Raw genomic sequence first — 19,596 nt, 5'->3', positions numbered from 1 at the left:
ATGGAACTCCTTAAAACCTATCTTGACCCAGTGGTGTTTTCTTTATTGGGATTGATGGCTTTTGTGGCCACCTGGTTTACGATTGAACGCGTCCTGTTTTATCGCCACCTGGTCTTGGATGACTTTACCCACCCGGCCCTTCTGAACGTGGCGCTGACCAAAAACCTGACCCTGATCTCGACCGTCGGCGCCAATGCCCCATATGTGGGCTTGCTGGGGACAGTGCTGGGCATTCTGGTGACGTTTTATGATCTGGGCATGAACCAGAGCATCGACACCGGCCAGATCATGGTCGGACTGGCACTGGCGCTGAAAGCCACCGCCGGCGGCATCGCCGTGGCCATCCCCAGCATCATGGCGTACAACCTCTTGATGCGCCAGGTGGACGTCAAAATGAGCCGCTTCCAAGCCATGGCATCGCAACGGGGGCCTCATGAAACGCTTTGACGACATCAACGTCATCCCCCTGATTGATGTAATGCTGGTTCTACTGGCGGTGGTGCTGACCACGGCCAGTTTCATTGTGACCGACTCGCTCGACATCCAATTGCCTGAAACCCAAAACACACAAAGCTATGTGCCGCCTGACACCGATCCGCTGCATTTGGCGATTGATGCCCAGGGACAATTATTTCTGGAAGCCCAAGCCATTGACCTGCCCACACTGGGCGCACGCTTCAAGCCCCTCGACAAACAGACGCCGATCGTGATCAAAGTCGACACAAAAGCCGAATTCGGGCACTTTATCGGTCTGGTCGACCTGCTCAAAACCCACCAGCTGACCAATCTGACGTTTTTGACCGAAAAAGGCGCCTAAACGGTATGAAGCACCGAACGTTCAAAGCCTTTGTTGTCACCGTCGGCGTTTATCTGCTCGCCGGCATGGCTCTGGCAGGCTGGTGGTTAAGCGAATCCCGGACGATGCCATCCAATGAACGGGCATTGCCGATTGAACTCAGCATGTTCCAAACGCAACCCGAGCCGGAACCCAAGCCGGAACCTAAGCCGGAACCTAAGCCGGAACCTAAGCCGGAAGCCAAGCCGGAAGCCAAGCCGGAACCCAAGCCGGAACCCAAGCCGGAACCCAAGCCGGAACCCAAGCCGGAACCCAAGCCGGAACCCAAGCCGGAACCCAAGCCGGAACCTAAGCCGGAACCTAAGCCGGAACCTAAGCCGGAACCTAAGCCGGAACCCAAGCCGGAACCCAAACTAGAACCGAAACCTAAGCCGGACCCTGCGCCTCAGCCCGTGCCCAAAACACCAGAACCGAAACCGCCCACCCTCTCCCAGGCTGAGATTGACGCCGCCGAACAGCGCTACCTCAACCAGCTTAACCAGACCCTGGCACAACTGGCACAGGACGTCTACCCGCGCCGGGCCCAGCGCCGCCGCATGGAAGGCGAGGTCCGGCTCGCCTTTACCATTCACCGGGACGGGCGCATCACCGACCTGCAGATTCTGCAAAGCAGTGGCCATCCTTTGCTGGATGAGGCATCTCGGGAAATTCTGCAAGAGCGCCTGAAAATGCGTTTCAAACCCTTTTTTGACGGCATCCAGCGCCCGCACTGGCGTCTGAGCGTGCCCATCCATTTCCAGCTACGCTGAACCTCGGTTTGAAATACGAACACCTTGCAGCCCGCCATGCAGGTTGTTAGGGTAAAAGGAAATCAGGAGGTCAACCATGAACCGAGACGAGGCACAGAGACAGAAATTTCAGGCACAACTGGATGAGTGGAAAGCGCAAATCGATCAGCTCAAAGCCAAGGCAGAACAGGCACAAGCCGATGCAAAACTGGCTTATCAGGATGAAGTGGATCGGTTAACGCACATGCAGGCCGACGCCCAGCAGAAACTTGATGCACTCAAGCAACCCGGCTCTCAAGCCTGGGAAGATCTGACGCAAGGCGCGGATGAGGCACTGACGAGCCTTAAGCAAGCCATTCAGAAGGCCCGCGCCCGATTTGACTAAACCGGGAAAACGGCGTCAGGCAAATACCACGGTTTTGTTGCCGTGGATCAGCACACGGTCCTCCAGGTGATAGCGTAGCCCGCGTGAAAGCACGGTTTTTTCCACATCCCGACCTTGACGGCGCATGTCATCGATGGTGTGTGAGTGCGACACACGAATCACATCCTGTTCGATGATCGGCCCGGCGTCCAATTCTTCGGTCACATAATGACAGGTCGCGCCGATCAGCTTCACGCCACGCTCATACGCCTGATGGTAGGGTTTGGCACCCACAAATGAGGGCAGGAAGCTGTGATGGATGTTGATCACCCGCCCGGCGTAATCGGCACACATCTGCGGCGGCAGAATCTGCATGTAGCGCGCCAGCACAATCACATCCACGTCGTACTCGGCCACCAGCGCCTCGGCCCGAGCAAACGCCTCGGGCTTGGTATCGGGTGTGACCGGCACATGATGAAAGGGCACGTCATACCACTGCGCCATCTGTTGCAGATCCGGGTGATTGGCGATCACACAGGCAATGTCGCCGGGCAGGTTTTCGTCGTGCCAGCGGTACAACAAGTCCGCCAGACAATGCGATTCTTTTGACGCAAACAGAGCAATCTTTTTGGGTTTCGCCGAGTCGGTGATCTGCCATTGCATGTCAAAATCCCGGGCAATGGTTTCAAACCCCAGCTTGAAGCTTTCCAGGTCATTGTTCAGCGATTCGGCCAGAATTTCATGGCGCATAAAAAACCACTGGTTGACCGAATCGGTATGGTGATTGGCTTCCACAATCGATCCGCCCTGCTCGGCAATGTAACTGGCCACTTTGGCCACAATCCCGACCTGGTCGGGGCAGGAAATAATCAAACGAAACACACGACTCATGGCAATTCCTTCTTCTACGATTGGGGCATTTTAGCACTGTGACACCCGACCGTCATGTGCCTGACGGCTGGCATGGCCTCTGGTATAATCATTTTTTATTTAACCAAGTCATTTCCTTATGAAAATTGTTTCTTTCAACGTCAACAGCGTGCGCATGCGCCTGCATCAGCTGGATGCGCTCAAATCCGAATTGCATCCGGCCATCGTCGGCCTGCAGGAAACCAAAGTGCAGGACCACGAATTTCCGGTCAAAGACCTGGAAAAACTGGGATACCAGTCTGTTTTTATGGGCCAGAAAACGCATTACGGCGTGGCCCTGATGTTTGACCCGGATCAGGTCACACTCACCGACTGTCAATACGGCTGGGACCACGACACGGAGGAAGCGCAAAAACGCATGATCATCGGCACTTTCACAACCCCGGGCGGCGAAACGCTGAAAGTCCTGAACGGCTATTTTCCTCAGGGTGAAAACCGCAGCCACCCCACCAAATTTCCAGCCAAGGAAAAGTTTTATCAGGACTTGATGGATTACCTCAACACGCAATGTTCGCCGGATGAAAACCTGATCGTCATGGGCGATTTCAACATCTCGCCCGAAGATCGAGACATCGGCATTGGCGAACCAAACCGCAAACGCTGGTTGCGCGATGGCAAAACCAGCTTCCTGCCCGAAGAGCGCGAATGGTGGCAGACTCTGATCGGCTGGGGGCTGAAGGATTCGTTCCGTCAGATCCACCCGGACGAAGACCGCACCTTCAGCTGGTTTGATTACCGCTCCCGCGGGTTTCAGGCCGAGCCCAAACGCGGCCTGCGCATCGACACCCTGCTGGCCACACCAGGCCTGGTTAAAAAAGCCATCGACAGCGGCGTCTGTTATGACATTCGCGGCATGGAAAAGCCGTCCGACCACGCACCGGTCTGGACCGATTTCGCACTGAACTAAAAGGATTTCCCTCATATGGCCACAAGCACGCCCCACCTGCAAGACATGACGCTGGTCGACCGTCAGCTTCTGACCGACGACACCTGCAAACTGTTCCTGCAGCCGTCTGAACCGTTTGCGTACAGCGGGGGCCAGTATGTGATGCTGGGCTTCAACGACACCGAACTCAAGCCCTTTTCCATCGCGGCGGCGCATCATCGCGACGGGTTGATCGAGTTGCACATTCGCGACCACGATCACACCGACTGGATGACCCAGTTGTTTCAACTGGAAACGGGCGCGACTCTGCGCGTGAAAGGCCCCAATGATCAATACCATTTGGACGCTGAAACGGTCAAAGCGGAAACCTACAACCCCATCATACTCATCGCCGGCGGCACCGGGTTTGCGCCCATGAAAGCGGTATTGGACGAGCTGCTGGCTCTGGAAACCCACCCGCCGATCGAATTTTACTGGGGCGCCCGCACACGCCAGGATCTTTACGATCACGACGTCATGACCGAACTGGCCGACAAGCACGCACTGCTGCGCTACACGCCGGTGCTCTCAGAGGTGCAGGAAGACGGAATGTATTTTGGGCTGGTGCATGAACAGGTGTTGGCCGATCGCCCGGACCTGAGCGGTGCCCGGGTGCTGGTGTGCGGCCCCTGGCCCATGCAGGAAGCGGCCAAAGCCGACTTCATCGATGCCGGGCTGGATGAGGCCCAGTTTAACTGAGGCAGAAAGCGCTGAAACACTCAGCGTGATGCTTACTCGTTTTGAGCCAGCGTCTTCAACTGAGCGACCTGCTCATCGTCGAGCCCCATCTCTCGGGCCTGTTCCGGGTCCTTGAGCACGCTGAGCGCCAGGCCTTCCTCAGGCAGGAAGGGCAGCGTATATTCGGTGCAGCGGGGCACATCGTGCTGATACAAATAAACCCCTTCCCGCGTGCTCACCTCAGCCAGCTCATGCAATTGGGCAAACACGTCCTCGGCGTCATCAGCACGCACCACCAGACGCAATAGGTCCATCTCCTCCCAGTTTTCGCCCGCCATGGTGGACTGAGCGTTGCGGATGGAGACGTACTCCGATGCCATGATTTTCCCCGGCGGCAAGGCCTCCAGGACGCGTTTGGATTCGCCGCGTGCGATCACCCCACCAATCAGCTTGGCATGCAACAGCGTAGGCGTTTTTTTCTGGGTATCCGTTTCGGTCTCGCTCATAGAATTTCCTGACGGTTGGTTTTTCTGGCAACCCGGTCTTTTTCAATGCGTTCCAGCACATGCGGCGGGATATACGCCGCGGCTTTTTCCAGCGGGGTGACAAACATAATGCCCATGCCCGGCGTATCGAGCTGTCCCGCTTCAAACATTTCCGCAAACACCTCTTCTTCCTGCTGCTTGGACACCATGATCTGAATCACTTCTTTTTCTGCTTCCACGGTAATGCTGAGCAGCCCCAGACGTTCACGCACACCGGCCCCGCGCCCGAAATGAATGGAGGCACCCTGAGCGCCGGCCGAACGGGCGGCCGCAACCACGGCTTCGCCCTTGCCTTTTTGCACCATGCAGGTGATCAGGGACACACCGGTGAGAATGGTCATTTCCTTTTGTGCACTCATGCGTTCACACTCCCTTTTTGATAGGTTGGATCCAGGGCCGCTTCTTCTTTAAGGCGACGGCGCTCCTGCCAGTACAAGCGCAGTCGGATTGCCAAGCCTGTCAACTGCACTGAGATAATCGGACCGATCGAAGCCATTGCCAGAATGCCGAAGCCTTCGATTGCGCCCACGGCCAGACCCAGACCCAGACCCATCGCCAACACCAACGGCACCGTGACCGGCCCGGTGGTCACGCCGGCGCTGTCCCAGGCCACGTTGACGTATTCTTCCGTCGAAAGCAGCGTCAAGACCAGCGCAAACAGATAGGTCGGGATCAATAGCCACGCCAGAGACCAGTCGAAAATAATCTTCGCCACGCCGGTGGCGATCCCGATCCCCACGCCCACCGCGACGGCCGTCATCAGGGTTTTCTTTTTGAATGCCCCGTTGGTCAGGGTCTCCACCGTCATGCCCAGCGCGTTCAGAGCCGGCTCCGCCACCGTCGCCCCGAACCCGAGCAGAAACGCAAACAACAAGGTGATGGCAATCCCGAGACTGAACCAATAAAACGGCGACTCATCCACGCCATCCATCTGAATGAACGCGGCCGGAATCATGGAACCGGCCTGCCCGCCCAGCTTGGCAAGACCGTAGGTCAGGCCCAGGTTAAACACGATCATGCCCACAATGGCAAAGCCCAGCCCCAGCATCACCACTTTGCTGTCGCGCATTTTTTCGCGCAACAGAAAGACCAGCACCAGCCCCAGAAACAGGATCAACGGCACAATCGCACGCAAGCCACCGATGATTTCCGCCATAGGCGTCACCTGATACCAGGTCGGATCGGCGGCGTGAATCGATTTGGCCTGCGCCAGAATTTCAGGCACCGTCATCGCCGACTGCACATACAGCCCCAACAGCAACACGGCCATAATCGGAAACAGTGAGGCCAGCGTCACAATTCCAAACCCGCTCAACGACTGATTGCCGCTTCCGGCTGCGGAGGCGATGCCAATGCCCAGCGCCAGCACCAGTGGCACCGTCACCGGCCCAGTGGTCACCGCCCCACTGTCCCACGCCAGCCCAATGACCGGGCTCAGCTGCGGGTCCAGTGCCACATAAACCGTCAGTGCCAGCACCGGCAGCACCGTGGCAAAAATCATGGGTTTGAGGCTCCAGTTATACAAAAAACGCAAGGTCCCCAACAGTGCGGCCAGTCCCACACCAATGCCCACCACCAGCACCAGTCGCTCGGCATAAAAATTCAACATCGCATACAGATAAGGCGCGTCCTCGGGAATCACATTGGAGCCGGCTTCTTTCAGCGCCCCGATCGCGGGTTCGGCGAACGTCACTCCGATCCCGAGAATGAAGGCGATGCCGAGCACTACCGGCAGCGTGGATTTCTGCGGCAATTTATTACCGATGGTCTCCCCAAAGGGCATCAGCCCCAGACGCAGTCCTTCCATAAACAGCATCAACCCGATAATCACCGCCATTAACCCGGCGGTGATCACGCCGGCATCCATAACGTGCTGACGCAAAATAATCATCTGAAACAGCGCCAGGTACAAAGCCAGGGGCAAAACCGCGCGCAACTGGTCGCCAATGCGGTCGTTAAAGTAGGGTTTCAGCAGCCGGTAAGCATCCATCGGGGTGATGCGAAACTTGCTGTAGGCCGCTTCCGGTGAACGCGTCAGCTCACCATAATCGATCACACGCGTATCAAAGCGCTCGCGCTGCACCACCTCGTGGTAGGGAATTTCCTGTTTTTCCATGAAAATCAAACCGTGTTAAACGTTGTAAGAGCCCGGATGAAAGGTTAAAACTGTAGCATCAAAGCGTGAATGGCTTGAGCACGATGACTGAGCCGGTTTTTATCGGCTTTGGGCAACGCCGCCGCGGTGCACTGTTGCTCAGGCAACCAGATCAGCGGGTCGTAACCAAACCCGCCCTCGCCTTGCGGGGCTTCCAGAACCTGGCCGCACCATTGGCCCAATCCGATCCGCGGCACCGGATCACGGGCGTGACGTACCCAGACCATGGCACAGTAATAGCAGGCCTGGCGGTTTTCGGCGGGAACGCCCTGCAGCGCATCCACTAATTTTGCATTATTGACCGCATCACTGGCCGCCTGACCCTGAAAGCCTTCACCGTAACGCGCCGAAAAAATCCCCGGTTCCCCGTCCAGCGCCGCCACCTCCAACCCGGAGTCATCGGCCATCGCGGGCAGGCCGGTTTTTTCCGACGCAAAACGCGCCTTGATCAGCGCGTTTTCAACAAAGCTCAGGCCATTTTCCTCGGCCGCCTCCGTAAAAAAGTCGCTTTGCGGACGCAAATCAATACCAAGCGGGGCCAGCAGTGACTGCATTTCAGCCAGTTTGCCCGGATTGCCCGTGGCCAGCACCCATTGCTCTTTTCTGTGTTCCGCCATAAAGCCGTCCCTGCTTATTACCTCTCGGATGCGCAGCGCTGGCTGAGACCAACGCCTACATTTACATCGCATCATCGAAACGGCACAATTATAGCAAACCCAACGCGCCAAAGGTTTCAAGCCCATGAAAAGTATGACCGCTTACACCCACCGAACCTTTCAGGATAGCTGGGGCGAGATTGTCTGGACCCTGCGCAGCGTCAATCATCGCTACCTTGAAACCCAGTACCAGCTCCCCCCGGAAACCGCATTTTGCGAACCTGCGCTGCGCGACCTGCTCAAGCAATTCATCGCACGCGGCCGGGTCACGCTCAGCCTGACTCTGCAACCGGCCAGCCGCCAGGACAGCCTGCAGCTGGACCGTGGACTGCTGTCGCAACTGAGCCACAATCTGGAACAGATTCAGCACACCCTGCGCGAGGCCGGGCCCATCGATCCGGTCGAAGTGCTGAAATGGCCAGGCCTGGTCAAAGAGTCTGCCTTCGGTGACCTCAAACCTGAACAGTTCAAGCGACGCCTGCTCGATACATTGAAAGAGGCGCTGAATGAACACGTGCAAACCCGAACGCGCGAAGGCATTGCTCTGAAAAACGGCCTGATGCAACGACTGGACAAAGCCCGGGCCGAAGTCAAACAAGCTCAGGCGAAAATGCCGCAGATCCGCACCCAGACCCAACAAAAACTCAAACAGAAATTTGAGCGTACCGACTTGGACGTCAGCGCCGAACGCCTGGCGCAGGAAGCCGCGTTATTGATTCAGAAAATGGACATTGACGAAGAAATCGACCGTCTCAATGCCCACCTGACCGAAGTCAAACGGGTGATGGACAGCACCGGTCCGGTAGGACGACGCCTGGACTTTCTGATGCAGGAACTCAATCGCGAAGCCAACACCATTGCCGCCAAATCCCCGGCCACTGACATCAGCCAGATCAGCATCGAACTCAAAGTCCTGATCGAACAGATGCGCGAGCAAATTCAGAACATCGAATAAAACCGGCGCAACGGGACACCCGTTTGCGCTCAAAGCGCGCCGGTTTATTGATCCGGATCAAGTTTCCTAATTGAATTTTGCGCCAAAGCTGAGTATAGTTTTGACGTGTTGTTATCGATCACAACAAAGTCTGAGGAAAGCACATGAATAATTTTATTAAATTGCTAGGGGTTCTGGTGGTCACCGTTGTGATCCCATTGGCGGTTCTGTTGGGTATCTGGGCAAACATTCTGCCTCAGTCCCTGCAGGTTTACATCGCAGCAGCAGCCGTGATCGCGTCGATCGTGTTCATTGTTGGCGGCAACCTGTACCTTATGTGGGACGACATTCGCAGCGGTCGCTATTCCAAGCGCTCCTAATTCGCCCCCATTGCTTCAAACGAAACCCGGCCTCGCTGCCGGGTTTTTTCTCTCCGCCCAATCTGGGATTCCCGCGCCAGATTGCATATAATAGCGTCTTTGTCCTCACAGAACGACTGGCCGCTGCCCCATGAGTCACTCCGACACCCAACGTGATCCGAAAATCAATCTCGACGAATTAGCGTCAACGCCCGACGACCCGACGAAGGCCTCTCCCGATGCGTCGGAAAATGAGCCCGAATCGTCCTCCCCGCAACCGGACCCGTCCAAACGCCGCCGCAAGCGCCGTCGCCTGATCTGGGGCGGTCTGTTTCTGTTCTTTGTGTTGCCGGCCCTGCTGGTCGGCGGTTACGTCTGGACCCTGTTGCCCAACCTGCCTGACCCGCGGGAATTGAAAGATGTCACCTACAAAGTCCCCTTGCGCATCGAAACCCAGGACGGGCAGCTGATCACCGAAATCGGCACCCAAAAGCGACTGCCGCTTGATTACAACGAAATTCCCCCGCTGATGACCCAGGCCATCATCTCTGCCGAGGACGAAAACTTTTTTGAACACGGCGGCGTGGACTATATGGGGATCGCGCGGGCGGTGTTCGAACTGGTCACCACCGGCAGCAAACAATCCGGCGGTTCCACCATCACCATGCAGGTGGCGCGTAATTTTTTCCTGTCGCGTGAGCGCACCTTTTTGCGCAAATTCAACGAGATCGTCCTTTCCTACAAAATCGAACATTATTTGAGCAAACAGGAAATCCTGGCACTTTACCTGAACAAAATTTTTCTGGGCTATCGCTCATACGGCGTGGCCGCCGCGGCACAGACCTATTACGGCAAACCCATTGATGAACTGGCTTTAAACGAATACGCGATGATCGCCGGTTTGCCCAAGGCGCCATCCCGCTACAATCCGATCTACGACCCGGAAAGAGCGATGATCCGGCGCAATTATGTACTGCGCCAGATGCACAAAAACAATTACATCACCGACGAGCAGTTTGAAACCGCCAAGGCCACGCCAGTGCATGCGAAGCTCACGGGCGCCCGCATTGACATCGAAGCCGACTACATCGCTGAAATGGCCCGTCGTTTTGCCTTGGAACAGTTTGGGGAAGACGCGCTGGAAAACGGCCTGACGCTGATCACGACCATTAACAGCGAGCTGCAGGCCGTGGCCAACCAGGCGGTCCGCCAGGGGCTGCAGGCCTATGAACGTCGCCATGGTTATCGCGGCCCCAGCGGCCATTTATCGCCCAGCCAGATGACCGATGAGGATGCCCTGTTGAAACGGCTGGATGAGATGCCGGTTTATGGCGATCTGGTCGCGGCGGTGGTCACGACGGTTCAGGCCAAGCAGGCCGACCTTCTTCTGGAAAACGGGCAAACCGCCTCCCTGCCATTGGCCGATCTGGCCTGGGCGCGTCCTTATCTCAGTGTCAACAAAACGGGCCCCAAACCGGAAGCCGTGACCGATGTGCTTGAGCAGGGGGACCTTATTTACGTGCATCAACGTGAGGATCGTTGGCAACTGGCTCAAAACCCGAACGTTGAGGGCGCATTGATTTCGGTCAATGCCCGCACTGGGGCCATTCAAGCGCTGGTGGGCGGCTATGACTATTTCAAAAGCAAATACAACCGCGTGACTCAGGCCAAGCGTCAGGTCGGTTCCAACATCAAGCCGTTCCTTTACTCCAGTGCGCTGGAACAGGGCATGACCGTGGCCACCGTGATCAATGACGCGCCAGTGGTGTTTGAAGACCGTAACCTCGAAGACACCTGGAAACCGGAAAACTACTCGGGGCGTTTTTACGGCCCCACCCGCTTGCGCAAAGCGCTGGCTTATTCGCGCAATCTGGTTTCCATTCGTCTTCTACAGCGGGTCGGCGTGGGCTACGCGGCCGACTATTTTCGTCGTTTCGGCTTTCCTGATGACGCGCTCAATGCCAGTCGCAACCTGTCGCTGGCGCTGGGCACCGTCCAGCTGACCCCGCAACAGGTGGTACGCGGCTACGCGACCTTTGCCAATGGCGGCTATCGCATTGACCCTTACCTGATTGATCGGGTGCGTGACTTCAATGGCGACGTCATCTATCAGGCCGAGCCCAAAACCGCCTGCCAGTTCCAGTGCGAAGACAATGACCCGGCTTATGCGCCGCGTACCATCACCCCGCAGAACGCTTATCTGGTCACCTCGATGATGCAGGACGTGATCGCTTACGGTTCGGGGCGCAAAGCCAAACAACTGGGGCGCAACGACATCGCTGGCAAAACCGGTACCACCAACAACCAGGTCGATGCCTGGTTCTCCGGTTTCAACCCGCACATTGCCACCACCGTCTGGGTCGGGTTCGATACGCCCTCCACGCTGGGACGCTCTGAGGTCGGCGGCCGCGCGGCACTGCCTATCTGGATCGATTACATGGAAGCGGCGCTGGCCCCTTATGCCAATACGCCGATCCCGACCCCGTCCGGGCTGGTGAACATTCCCATCAATCCCGACACCGGACAAGCGGTTCCCGCCGACAACCCAAACGCGGTGTTTGAAATTTTCCGCGAAGACAATGCCCCGGAAATCCCGAGCGTGGAAGCCACCGAGATGGAAAAAATCACCCAGGAACTGTTTCAATAGACCCCTGGCAACCGGCAACTAGGAGATTTTATGGACTGGCAGACGTTAAACGCCCCCCTGTCTGAAGCATTGGGACAGGCGACACACATCACCTCGGCCTCCGCTGTCTCCGGCGGTGACATCCATCAGGCGGCGCATCTGCATACCTCGGCGGGCGATTTTTTCGTCAAATTCAATCACGCTGACCAGTTGGCGCTGTTTGAAACCGAAGCCGAAAGTTTGAATCGCCTTCAGGCCACCGGCAGCATCCAGACCCCCAAAGTCATTGCCGTGGGGAGCCAAAATCACCAGGCCTGGTTGATTTTGAACTGGCTGCCCATGCGCGCTCAGGGCGACGACTATCAGCGCGGCAAAGACCTGGCACTGCTCCACCACCAGGTCAACCCCAGCGGCGATTTTGGCTGGCATCAGGACAACTACATCGGCCACACGCTGCAGCCCAACGGCTGGGACACCGATTGGGTACGATTTTATGGCCAGAAACGCTTACGCCACCAGATTGAACTGGCAGTGGACGCGGGCGCCGGGGCTCAACTGGATCAGCTTGGACAAACCCTGATCGACCAGCTGGACGGCTTTTTCACCGATTATCAGCCTGAAGCCTCGCCCCTGCATGGCGACCTCTGGGCGGGCAACAGTGCTTTCGACAGCGACGGCGACCCGGTCTTTTTCGACCCGGCCAGCTATTATGGCGACCGCGAAGCCGACATTGCCATGACCGAACTTTTCGGCGGCTACAGTGCTGACTTCTACCGGGGGTACAACGAAGTCTTTCCGCTGGACGCTGGCTACCAGCAGCGCAAAGCATTGTATAACCTCTACCATGTGCTCAATCACTTCAACCTGTTCGGTGGGCACTATCAACGCCAGGCCATTGCCATGATTCAGGGACTGCTCGACAGCCTGGAGCGCTCCTGAGAGACGGGCATGGGGCCATGAATTTTGTTAAAATGCCCGCAAACGACGTCAACAAGGAAAAACCATGAAACTGATTTTATTAGGTGCCCCGGGGGCCGGCAAAGGCACCCAGGCTCAATTTCTGACCGAAACCTTTGATATCCCGCAGATTTCCACCGGTGACATGCTGCGTGCCGCAATCAAGGCCGGCACGGAACTGGGTAAAAAGGCCAAAGCCTTTATGGACGAAGGCAAGCTGGTCACCGACGAGATCATCATCGGTCTGGTCAAAGACCGCATTGCCGAACCCGACTGCAAAAACGGCTTTCTGCTCGACGGCTTTCCCCGCACCGTGCCCCAGGCCGATGCGTTGAAAGCCGCCGGCGTCGCCATTGATGCCGTGGTCGAAATCGATGTGCCGGACGACACCATCGTCGAGCGCATGGCTGGCCGCCGTGTGCACCCGAACTCCGGGCGCACCTATCACTTGACGTACAACCCACCCAAAACCGACGGCAAGGATGACGAGACCGGCGAACCGCTGATCCAGCGCGACGACGACAAACCCGAAGTGGTCAAGGATCGACTGAGCGTCTATCACGAACAAACCGCGCCGCTGGTGGATTACTATCAGAGCGAATCCCGCTCCAATGCCGACATGGTCTATGTGCGTGTGGATGGCACTCAGGACATCGACCAGGTTCAAAAAAACATTCTGGACGGCCTCAAGTAAAGCCGTCACCCATTCGACTGTTGCCATTCCGGCAACAGTCTTTTTCTACCTGCCCTCTCGGATTCCCAACCTCGTTTCGCTAAACTGACGGCATTCCATCAACGCAATGCAAGAGGCAAGAGGTCGCGATGAAACTGCTACAAATTGATGCCAGTGCCCTGACACAAGGCTCGCACTCCAAAAACCTGACTCATTATTTTCACCAGGCCTGGTCAAATGCCGGCCACGAGACCCTGGCGCAACTCGATTTTGCGCAGAACCCACCGCCACACATGACCGAAGCCATGATTGGTGCCTACTTCACCCGGCCCGAGGAACGCAGCGAGGCACAAAAAGACGTCCTGACGCGATCCGACCAATACCTGAATCAGCTCAAAGACGCGGATGTGCTCTTAATTGGCACGGCCATGTACAACTTCACCATCCCGTCCACACTCAAAGCCTGGATCGACCACGTTCTGCGCGTGGGTGAGACCTTCGTTTACACCGAAAACGGACCGCAAGGGTTGCTGGCAAACAAACGGGCCGTGATCCTGGCCGCGTCCGGTGGCGACTACACGCAACCGCCCATGGACGCCATGAATTTTGTCGGCCCCTATCTTAAAACCGCCTTGAATTTCATCGGCATTGATGACGTCACCGTGATCAACCTTCCCGGCATGGCTGGCGACGAAGCCAGTCAGGAAAAAGGGGAGGTCCAGGCGCGTCAGAGCGTCGATGCCTGGCTGGCTCAACTGACCGATTGATCCTTCATAGGACGGTTTGACCTCACAGCGACTCGCGAAAGCGGGTCGCTGCGTTACGATTGCTTTTCCTGCCGGTCAACGCCCTTTCTCGTGCTAAATCTCCTTGGCCGCATCCTTTCCATTGAAAATTATCTATGGGTCCAACCTTAATTTTCAATTGTTCTTTTTCGCCCGTGTCTACGACACTACTCTGATCTACTTATATTTGTTTGCTCTGCAAGAGACCCTGCTGGCCGTCAAAAAGCGCGACACAAGTTGGGTCTGAGCTAATGGGCATCTGCTAAAAGGTGAAAACCATGTCACAATCCGAGACCAGCCAGGAAGCCACCACACCCACCACCGATCCAGGCTCCGCCGCGTTTCGCAAAGAATACGCCGTCAGAGACGTTCAGGCCGGGGTCATCACCGCGACCATGGCGATCCCGCTGTCCATCGGCATCGCCCTGATGTCGGACTATCCGATCCAGGTGGGCCTGGCCACGGTGGCCTTCGCTTCGTTCATCGGGTTTCTGTTTGCCTGGTTCCGTCCGGGTAATTTCATCGGCGCCCCCGGCATCGCCGCCGGGCTGGCCCCGATTCTGGCCATGGGCGTCGCCACCTTCGGCCTGGAAAACATGGCGTTTATTATCTTCCTTACCGCCTCTTTTCAGGCCCTGATCTGGAAGTTTAACTGGCAGCGCTACCTGTTGATGGCGGTGCCGGGGTATCTGGTGGAAGGGTTGCTCGCCGGGATCGGACTCAAAATCGCGCTCAAATTTCTGCCGTTTCTTTGGATGTTGCCGGTCGGCCTCAGTGCCGGCGAAGAATTCTGGACCGAACCCAGAATTCAGGTGATCATCCTGTCATTGCTCGGCGTGGTCATCTTTTTGGGCCTGTTTCGTAAATACAAAGACACCAAACCCGCCCTGCCGTATTTTGTGCTGATTCTGTTTGGCATCGTCGCGGCCTGGTTCTTTGACGTCAAAATGCTCAAAGTCGAAGACGTGGATTTCGAGCTGGGGCTGCCGATTCCCGATTTTGACAGCGCCTGGATGTGGGTGTATGCGGTCTTTTTTGCCATGATGCTGGCCGTGGTGGATGTGATCGAACAGGTCATGAGCAACGCGGCGATTGAGAAAATCGACCCTTTGAAACGCCCCTGTAACTCCAACCACTCCCTTCTGGCCATCTGGGTGGCCAACATGGGCGCCTCCTTCTTCAACGGCATGACCAACCTCGACGGTCTGGCGAAATCCTCCACCAACCGTCTGGCCGGGGCCTACACCAAACTGTCGGTGCTGATCATCGGCCTGCTGATCACCTTTTTCGTGTTCAACAGCCACCATCTGGACCACCTGCCGTACTTTGCCCTGGCGATCATCATGACCTTCGTCGGGATCAAAATGGTACTGGGTCTGCTGCACATCGCCAAACACGGCCCTTACGCCCTGCTGCTGGCAACGCTCTGCGGCATTCTGGTGTTCAAGGTGGGCATTTTCGAAGGGTTGATCATCACACTGGTGATTCATGCCACCATCTATTATGTGATTTTCAAAAACATTGAAAGCCGCCCCACCACGGCCATCGTGCGGGACTATTTCAATAAGTTCAAAAGCGACGAACAGGAAATCAACTGAAGGCGCGCCCGCCCCTTGTTTTTGACCAGGCCTGGTTAAAAATAAGGGGCATTCGGTGTTAAACCGACAGGATCAACAGGGTCGCCAGGCCCAGGAACGACATGAACCCGACCACATCGGTGACGGTGGTGAGAATCACCGCGCCGGACAATGCCGGATCAATGCCCATGCGTTTGAGCAGCAGGGGAATGGAAATCCCCGCCACATTGGCCACGGTCATGTTGATCAAAATCGCCAGCGCAATCACCAGCGTGATCATCGCGTTTTCAAACCAGATCTGAGCCACCACGGCCACCACCGCACCCCAGACCGCACCCCCGATCATGCCGACCCAGAGTTCCTTGTTCATCAGCCACCAGCGGTTGTTGCCCCCGATCTGCCCCATGGCCATACCTCGGATCACCACGGTCAGCGTCTGACTGCCGGCGATGCCACCCATGCTGGCGACCACCGGCATCAACACCGCCAATGCCACCACTTGCGACAGGACGGCTTCAAACTGCCCGATCACCCAGGCGGCCAGAAACGCCGTGGCCAGGTTGATGCCCAGCCACACGCCTCGGCTTTTGGCACTGGAACGAATGGGCGCAAACAACTCGTCTTCCTCTTTGACCCCGGACATGCCCAATAATGTCGCATCGGCATCGTCACGCGTCAGCGCCATGATTTCGGAGCTGTTGAGCTGCCCCACCAGAATGCCGGCTTCGTTCACCACCGGCACAAAACTCAGTTCCTTGGAGCGCAGAATCGTCGCCGCTTCATGTGTGTCCATGGTATCGACCAGATAGGTGGGCATGTGCATGTATTCATCCACCAGCGCTTCCTGATTCTGCTTGACCAGATCCACCAGACTCAACGCACCGACGAGGTAGTTGTCTTTGTCCGTGACCATCAGTTCCTGCGATTCAGCGTCCAGTAGCTGATTGATGCGCACATAGCGCTGCACCGTTTCCAGGCTGACCCCTTGCTTGACGTTGGCGGTGTCCGGGTCCATAAACCGTCCCACCTGGTTTTCGCCATAGCCCTGCAGGGTCTCCACGTAATCACGCACCGGGGTGTCGAGGGTTTCGATCACCGCTTCCTTGATCTCAGGATTGACCGTGCCCAGCAGTTCGGTGACGTCTTCCGGCGGCAGGTTTTGAGTCAGATTGGTCACCGCTTCGACCGGCATGTCCGCCATAATACCGGAACGCACCTCCTCGCCAATCTCGGCCAATACTTCCCCTTGCAGGGACTGGGGCACACACTGCCAGATGCGCTCGCGCTCCGTGGATGGGAACGATTCGAGCAACAGCGCGATTTCAGTGTCATTGAGGCCGTCGAGAAAGGCACAGACCTCTCCTTGAGCTTCCGGGTCGGCCAGCAATTTCTGCAACGACAGCAAAAGCGTCTGCGTATCGGACGGGCTGTCGGTTAAATAGGTTTGATCGGTCACGTCGGTCTCGGCCATGGTCACTCCTTTTTGGCACTATTTTACCGTTTTCCAGGGGCGCCGTTTCAGTCGATTCCCGTCCTTTTTCCGCGCTTCAAACCGCTATGAGCTCCGTTTTTTCATTGTTTAAATTCACATGCAGGCAAACCGGAATTGTCTTACTATGGAAGCAAAAATCGGGAGATCATCGTTTTATGAACATCGCCATTCTGTCTCGCAATGCCAAGCTCTATTCCACCCGTCGCCTGATTGAAGCCGCCGAAGAACGCGGGCATACGGTAAAGGTGATTGATGCGTTGCGCTGTTACATGAACATCACCGCCAACAACCCCAAAGTGCACTACAAAGGCGAGGTACTGGACGGATTCGACGCCATCATTCCGCGCATCGGTGCCTCCATCACCTTTTATGGCACCGCCGTGCTGCGCCAGTTTGAAATGATGGGCGTCTACCCCTTGAACGAATCGGTGGCGATCTCTCGCTCCCGCGACAAGCTGCGCAGTCTGCAACTGCTCTCGCGCCGCGGCGTGGGCCTGCCGGTGACCGGGTTTGCGCACTCCCCCGATGACGTCAACGATCTACTGCAAAGCGTCGGCGGTGCGCCCGTCGTGATCAAACTGCTGGAAGGCACTCAGGGCAAAGGCGTGGTGTTGGCCGAAACCCACTCAGCGGCGGAATCGGTGATCGAAGCCTTTCAGGGTCTCAAGGCCAATATTCTGGTGCAGGAGTTCATCCAGGAAGCCAAAGGCGCGGATTTACGCTGTTTTGTGATTGGCGGCAAAGTGGTGGCCAGCATGAAACGTCAGGCCAAAGAAGGCGAATTTCGCTCCAATCTGCATCAGGGCGGTTCCGCCACACTGACCCGCATCACCCCGGAAGAACGGGCCACGGCGGTGCGAGCCGCCAAAATCATGGGGCTCAATGTCTGCGGCGTGGATCTGTTACGCTCCAACCATGGCCCCGTGGTGATGGAGGTCAACTCCTCCCCCGGTATTGAGGGCATTGAAACCGCGACCAACAAAGACATCGCCGGACAGATCATCGCCTTCATCGAAAAAAACGCCCGCCCGCATAACACCCGCACCAAAGGCAAAGGCTGAGTCATGCCGAGCACCAAAAACCGCCCTTTTTCCATCGGCGGCGTCAGCATCGCGCCGGGCGAACGTCAGACGGTCGATCTGGAAATGGGCAAACTCTATACCCACACCGAACTGAACATGCCGGTTCAGGTGATCCATGGCCGCCAGAAAGGCCCAGTGTTGCTGGTGAGCGCCGCCATTCACGGTGATGAGCTCAATGGGGTGGAAATCATCCGCCGTCTGTTGCAGGTCAAGTCACTCAAACGCCTCAAAGGCACGCTGGTGGCCGTGCCCATCGTCAACCTGTATGGGTTCATTCATCAAAGCCGTTACCTGCCGGATCGACGGGACCTGAACCGCAGCTTTCCGGGTTCGCCTAAAGGGTCATTGGCCGGACGCATGGCGCATTTTTTTCTGCAGGAAGTGGCCTCACTCTGCACGCACGGCATTGATCTGCACACTGGCGCGATCAACCGCTCCAATCTGCCACAGATCCGAGCCAATCTCGATGACCCCGCCACCCTGGCCATGGCCGAAGCCTTCGGCGCCCCGGTGATGATGAACATGCCCTTACGGGATGGGTCCCTTCGCGCCGCGGCGGTTGAAAACAATATGCCCGTCTTGCTCTATGAAGCCGGGGAAGCGCTACGCTTTGACGAAATGTCAATTCGTGCTGGCGTGCGGGGCATTCTCAACGTGATGAAATCACTGGGCATGATCACGGATCAGCGCCGCAAAAAGCCTACCCAGACGCCCGTCATCGCCCGTAACACCAGCTGGGTGCGTGCGTCTCAAAGCGGCATCTTCCGCTCGCTGGTCCAGGACGGCGACCGCGTACAGAAAGGCCAGACCCTCATGGGCGTGGTCTCAGACCCCTTCGGTGAAGACCAGGCCGAAATCATCGCCCCCTTCAATGGCCTGATCATCGGTCAGATGAAAAGCCCACTGGTGCACGAAGGCGAAGCGCTGTTTCATCTGGCCCGCTTTGCCCGCACCGATCTGGCCGAAGCCCGCGTGGGCGATTTTGCCGATGCCATTCAAACCGACGAACAACTGCCTTACGACCAGGACAGCATTCCCGATTTTCCTTGATTCCACCCCCGTACGGGGAAGCACGCATTGCCAAGCCAGGTCAATTGTGGCTATAATCTAAAAAGCGTTTCACAACGCCCAAGCCGAGGGGTGGTCGTTACGGCCTGAGATCCATCACAGATGGGAACCCTTTAAACCTGATCCAGTTAATACTGGCGTAGGAACAGGCTGCAGCCCATCTTTGTCTTAGCGGACCCGTTTTCCGCTCGTCCAGACGCAGAACT

General features: G+C 56.9%; 21 protein-coding genes and 1 riboswitch. Of the genes, 15 read left to right on the top strand and 6 right to left on the bottom strand.

Features of this window, described 5'->3' with window-relative positions; translation table 11 throughout:
* The 4 genes from exbB (at window position 1) to AVO41_RS01700 (ending at window position 1,969) form a co-directional block, all read left to right on the top strand.
* Window positions 1-447 carry a TonB-system energizer ExbB gene (exbB, locus tag AVO41_RS01715; RefSeq protein ID WP_068581683.1) on the top strand — a complete coding sequence of 149 codons (447 nt, stop codon included), beginning with the start codon at window positions 1-3 and terminating at the stop codon, window positions 445-447.
* Window positions 434-817, top strand: a complete 384-nt coding sequence (locus AVO41_RS01710) for a biopolymer transporter ExbD (RefSeq protein ID WP_068581680.1) — start codon at window positions 434-436, stop codon at window positions 815-817. The genes exbB and AVO41_RS01710 overlap by 14 nt, the downstream gene beginning before the upstream one ends.
* Before the next feature lie 5 nt (window positions 818-822).
* Window positions 823-1,605 carry an energy transducer TonB gene (locus AVO41_RS01705; RefSeq protein ID WP_068581678.1) on the top strand — a complete coding sequence of 261 codons (783 nt, stop codon included), beginning with the start codon at window positions 823-825 and terminating at the stop codon, window positions 1,603-1,605.
* A gap of 76 nt (window positions 1,606-1,681) precedes the next feature.
* Entirely contained in the window at window positions 1,682-1,969 is a 288-nt protein-coding gene (locus tag AVO41_RS01700; protein ID WP_068581675.1) for a coiled coil domain-containing protein, read from the top strand.
* Between the two features lie 15 nt (window positions 1,970-1,984).
* Here AVO41_RS01700 and purU read toward each other — a convergent pair whose 3' ends face one another.
* Window positions 1,985-2,839, bottom strand: coding sequence for a formyltetrahydrofolate deformylase (gene purU, locus AVO41_RS01695; RefSeq protein ID WP_068581672.1), 855 nt, complete (start codon window positions 2,837-2,839; stop codon window positions 1,985-1,987).
* A 118-nt stretch (window positions 2,840-2,957) separates the two neighbouring features.
* Between purU and xthA the strand changes: the two genes are divergently transcribed.
* Both xthA and AVO41_RS01685 read left to right on the top strand, forming a co-directional pair.
* A complete protein-coding gene (gene xthA, locus AVO41_RS01690) occupies window positions 2,958-3,785 on the top strand; it encodes an exodeoxyribonuclease III (RefSeq protein ID WP_068581669.1) in 828 nt (275 codons plus the stop codon).
* Between the two features lie 15 nt (window positions 3,786-3,800).
* Window positions 3,801-4,502 (top strand): FAD-binding oxidoreductase, encoded by a 702-nt coding sequence (locus AVO41_RS01685; protein WP_068581666.1) that lies wholly within the window; start codon window positions 3,801-3,803, stop codon window positions 4,500-4,502.
* Between the two features lie 32 nt (window positions 4,503-4,534).
* Here the strand turns inward: AVO41_RS01685 and AVO41_RS01680 are convergent, their stop codons facing one another.
* The 4 genes from AVO41_RS01680 to rdgB are packed head-to-tail and all read right to left on the bottom strand — an operon-like array spanning window position 4,535 to window position 7,798.
* Window positions 4,535-4,987: a hypothetical protein gene (locus AVO41_RS01680; protein ID WP_068581663.1), complete on the bottom strand. Its 453-nt coding sequence runs from the start codon at window positions 4,985-4,987 to the stop codon at window positions 4,535-4,537.
* Window positions 4,984-5,385: a P-II family nitrogen regulator gene (locus tag AVO41_RS01675; RefSeq protein ID WP_068581659.1), complete on the bottom strand. Its 402-nt coding sequence runs from the start codon at window positions 5,383-5,385 to the stop codon at window positions 4,984-4,986. Before AVO41_RS01675 ends, AVO41_RS01680 begins: the two co-directional genes overlap by 4 nt.
* A complete protein-coding gene (locus tag AVO41_RS01670; RefSeq protein WP_068581656.1) occupies window positions 5,382-7,142 on the bottom strand; it encodes a DUF1538 domain-containing protein in 1,761 nt (586 codons plus the stop codon). Before AVO41_RS01670 ends, AVO41_RS01675 begins: the two co-directional genes overlap by 4 nt.
* Window positions 7,143-7,186: 44 nt before the next feature.
* The gene (rdgB, locus tag AVO41_RS01665) at window positions 7,187-7,798 is read right to left on the bottom strand and encodes an RdgB/HAM1 family non-canonical purine NTP pyrophosphatase (RefSeq protein WP_068581653.1); all 612 of its coding nucleotides are present in this window, start codon (window positions 7,796-7,798) and stop codon (window positions 7,187-7,189) included.
* Window positions 7,799-7,922: 124 nt separating this feature from the next.
* Between rdgB and AVO41_RS01660 the strand changes: the two genes are divergently transcribed.
* The 7 genes from AVO41_RS01660 (at window position 7,923) to AVO41_RS01630 (ending at window position 15,769) form a co-directional block, all read left to right on the top strand.
* Window positions 7,923-8,792, top strand: a complete 870-nt coding sequence (locus tag AVO41_RS01660; protein WP_082676415.1) for a YicC/YloC family endoribonuclease — start codon at window positions 7,923-7,925, stop codon at window positions 8,790-8,792.
* Window positions 8,793-8,935: 143 nt separating this feature from the next.
* Window positions 8,936-9,151: a hypothetical protein gene (locus AVO41_RS01655; protein WP_068581648.1), complete on the top strand. Its 216-nt coding sequence runs from the start codon at window positions 8,936-8,938 to the stop codon at window positions 9,149-9,151.
* A gap of 130 nt (window positions 9,152-9,281) precedes the next feature.
* Window positions 9,282-11,777, top strand: a complete 2,496-nt coding sequence (locus tag AVO41_RS01650; protein WP_068581645.1) for a penicillin-binding protein 1A — start codon at window positions 9,282-9,284, stop codon at window positions 11,775-11,777.
* Between the two features lie 30 nt (window positions 11,778-11,807).
* Window positions 11,808-12,695, top strand: a complete 888-nt coding sequence (locus tag AVO41_RS01645; protein ID WP_068581642.1) for a fructosamine kinase family protein — start codon at window positions 11,808-11,810, stop codon at window positions 12,693-12,695.
* Window positions 12,696-12,759: 64 nt separating this feature from the next.
* Complete coding sequence (adk, locus tag AVO41_RS01640) at window positions 12,760-13,407, top strand: adenylate kinase (protein ID WP_068581638.1); 648 nt, start codon at window positions 12,760-12,762, stop codon at window positions 13,405-13,407.
* Between the two features lie 128 nt (window positions 13,408-13,535).
* Window positions 13,536-14,153, top strand: coding sequence for an FMN-dependent NADH-azoreductase (locus AVO41_RS01635; RefSeq protein WP_068581636.1), 618 nt, complete (start codon window positions 13,536-13,538; stop codon window positions 14,151-14,153).
* A 296-nt stretch (window positions 14,154-14,449) separates the two neighbouring features.
* Window positions 14,450-15,769, top strand: a complete 1,320-nt coding sequence (locus AVO41_RS01630; protein ID WP_068583200.1) for a SulP family inorganic anion transporter — start codon at window positions 14,450-14,452, stop codon at window positions 15,767-15,769.
* Window positions 15,770-15,827: 58 nt separating this feature from the next.
* On the opposite strand, the gene AVO41_RS01625 is transcribed toward AVO41_RS01630, so the two are convergent.
* A complete protein-coding gene (locus tag AVO41_RS01625) occupies window positions 15,828-17,219 on the bottom strand; it encodes a magnesium transporter (RefSeq protein ID WP_068581632.1) in 1,392 nt (463 codons plus the stop codon).
* Window positions 17,220-17,395: 176 nt separating this feature from the next.
* Here AVO41_RS01625 and rimK point away from each other — a divergent pair, with 176 nt between their 5' ends.
* Both rimK and AVO41_RS01615 read left to right on the top strand, forming a co-directional pair.
* Complete coding sequence (gene rimK / locus AVO41_RS01620; RefSeq protein WP_068581629.1) at window positions 17,396-18,301, top strand: 30S ribosomal protein S6--L-glutamate ligase; 906 nt, start codon at window positions 17,396-17,398, stop codon at window positions 18,299-18,301.
* A 3-nt stretch (window positions 18,302-18,304) separates the two neighbouring features.
* On the top strand, window positions 18,305-19,372 hold the full coding sequence (locus AVO41_RS01615; protein WP_068581625.1) for a succinylglutamate desuccinylase/aspartoacylase family protein: 1,068 nt from the start codon (window positions 18,305-18,307) through the stop codon (window positions 19,370-19,372).
* 76 nt (window positions 19,373-19,448) lie between these two features.
* A riboswitch (TPP riboswitch) is annotated at window positions 19,449-19,554 on the top strand.
* Window positions 19,555-19,596: the final 42 nt, after the last annotated feature.

Origin of the sequence: Thiomicrospira sp. WB1, from assembly GCF_001507535.1 — a bacterium.
Taxonomy (GTDB): Bacteria; Pseudomonadota; Gammaproteobacteria; order Thiomicrospirales; family Thiomicrospiraceae; genus Hydrogenovibrio.
The sequence above is the reverse complement of the archived record's forward strand: the minus strand, read 5'-3'. Positions and strand labels throughout refer to the sequence as shown.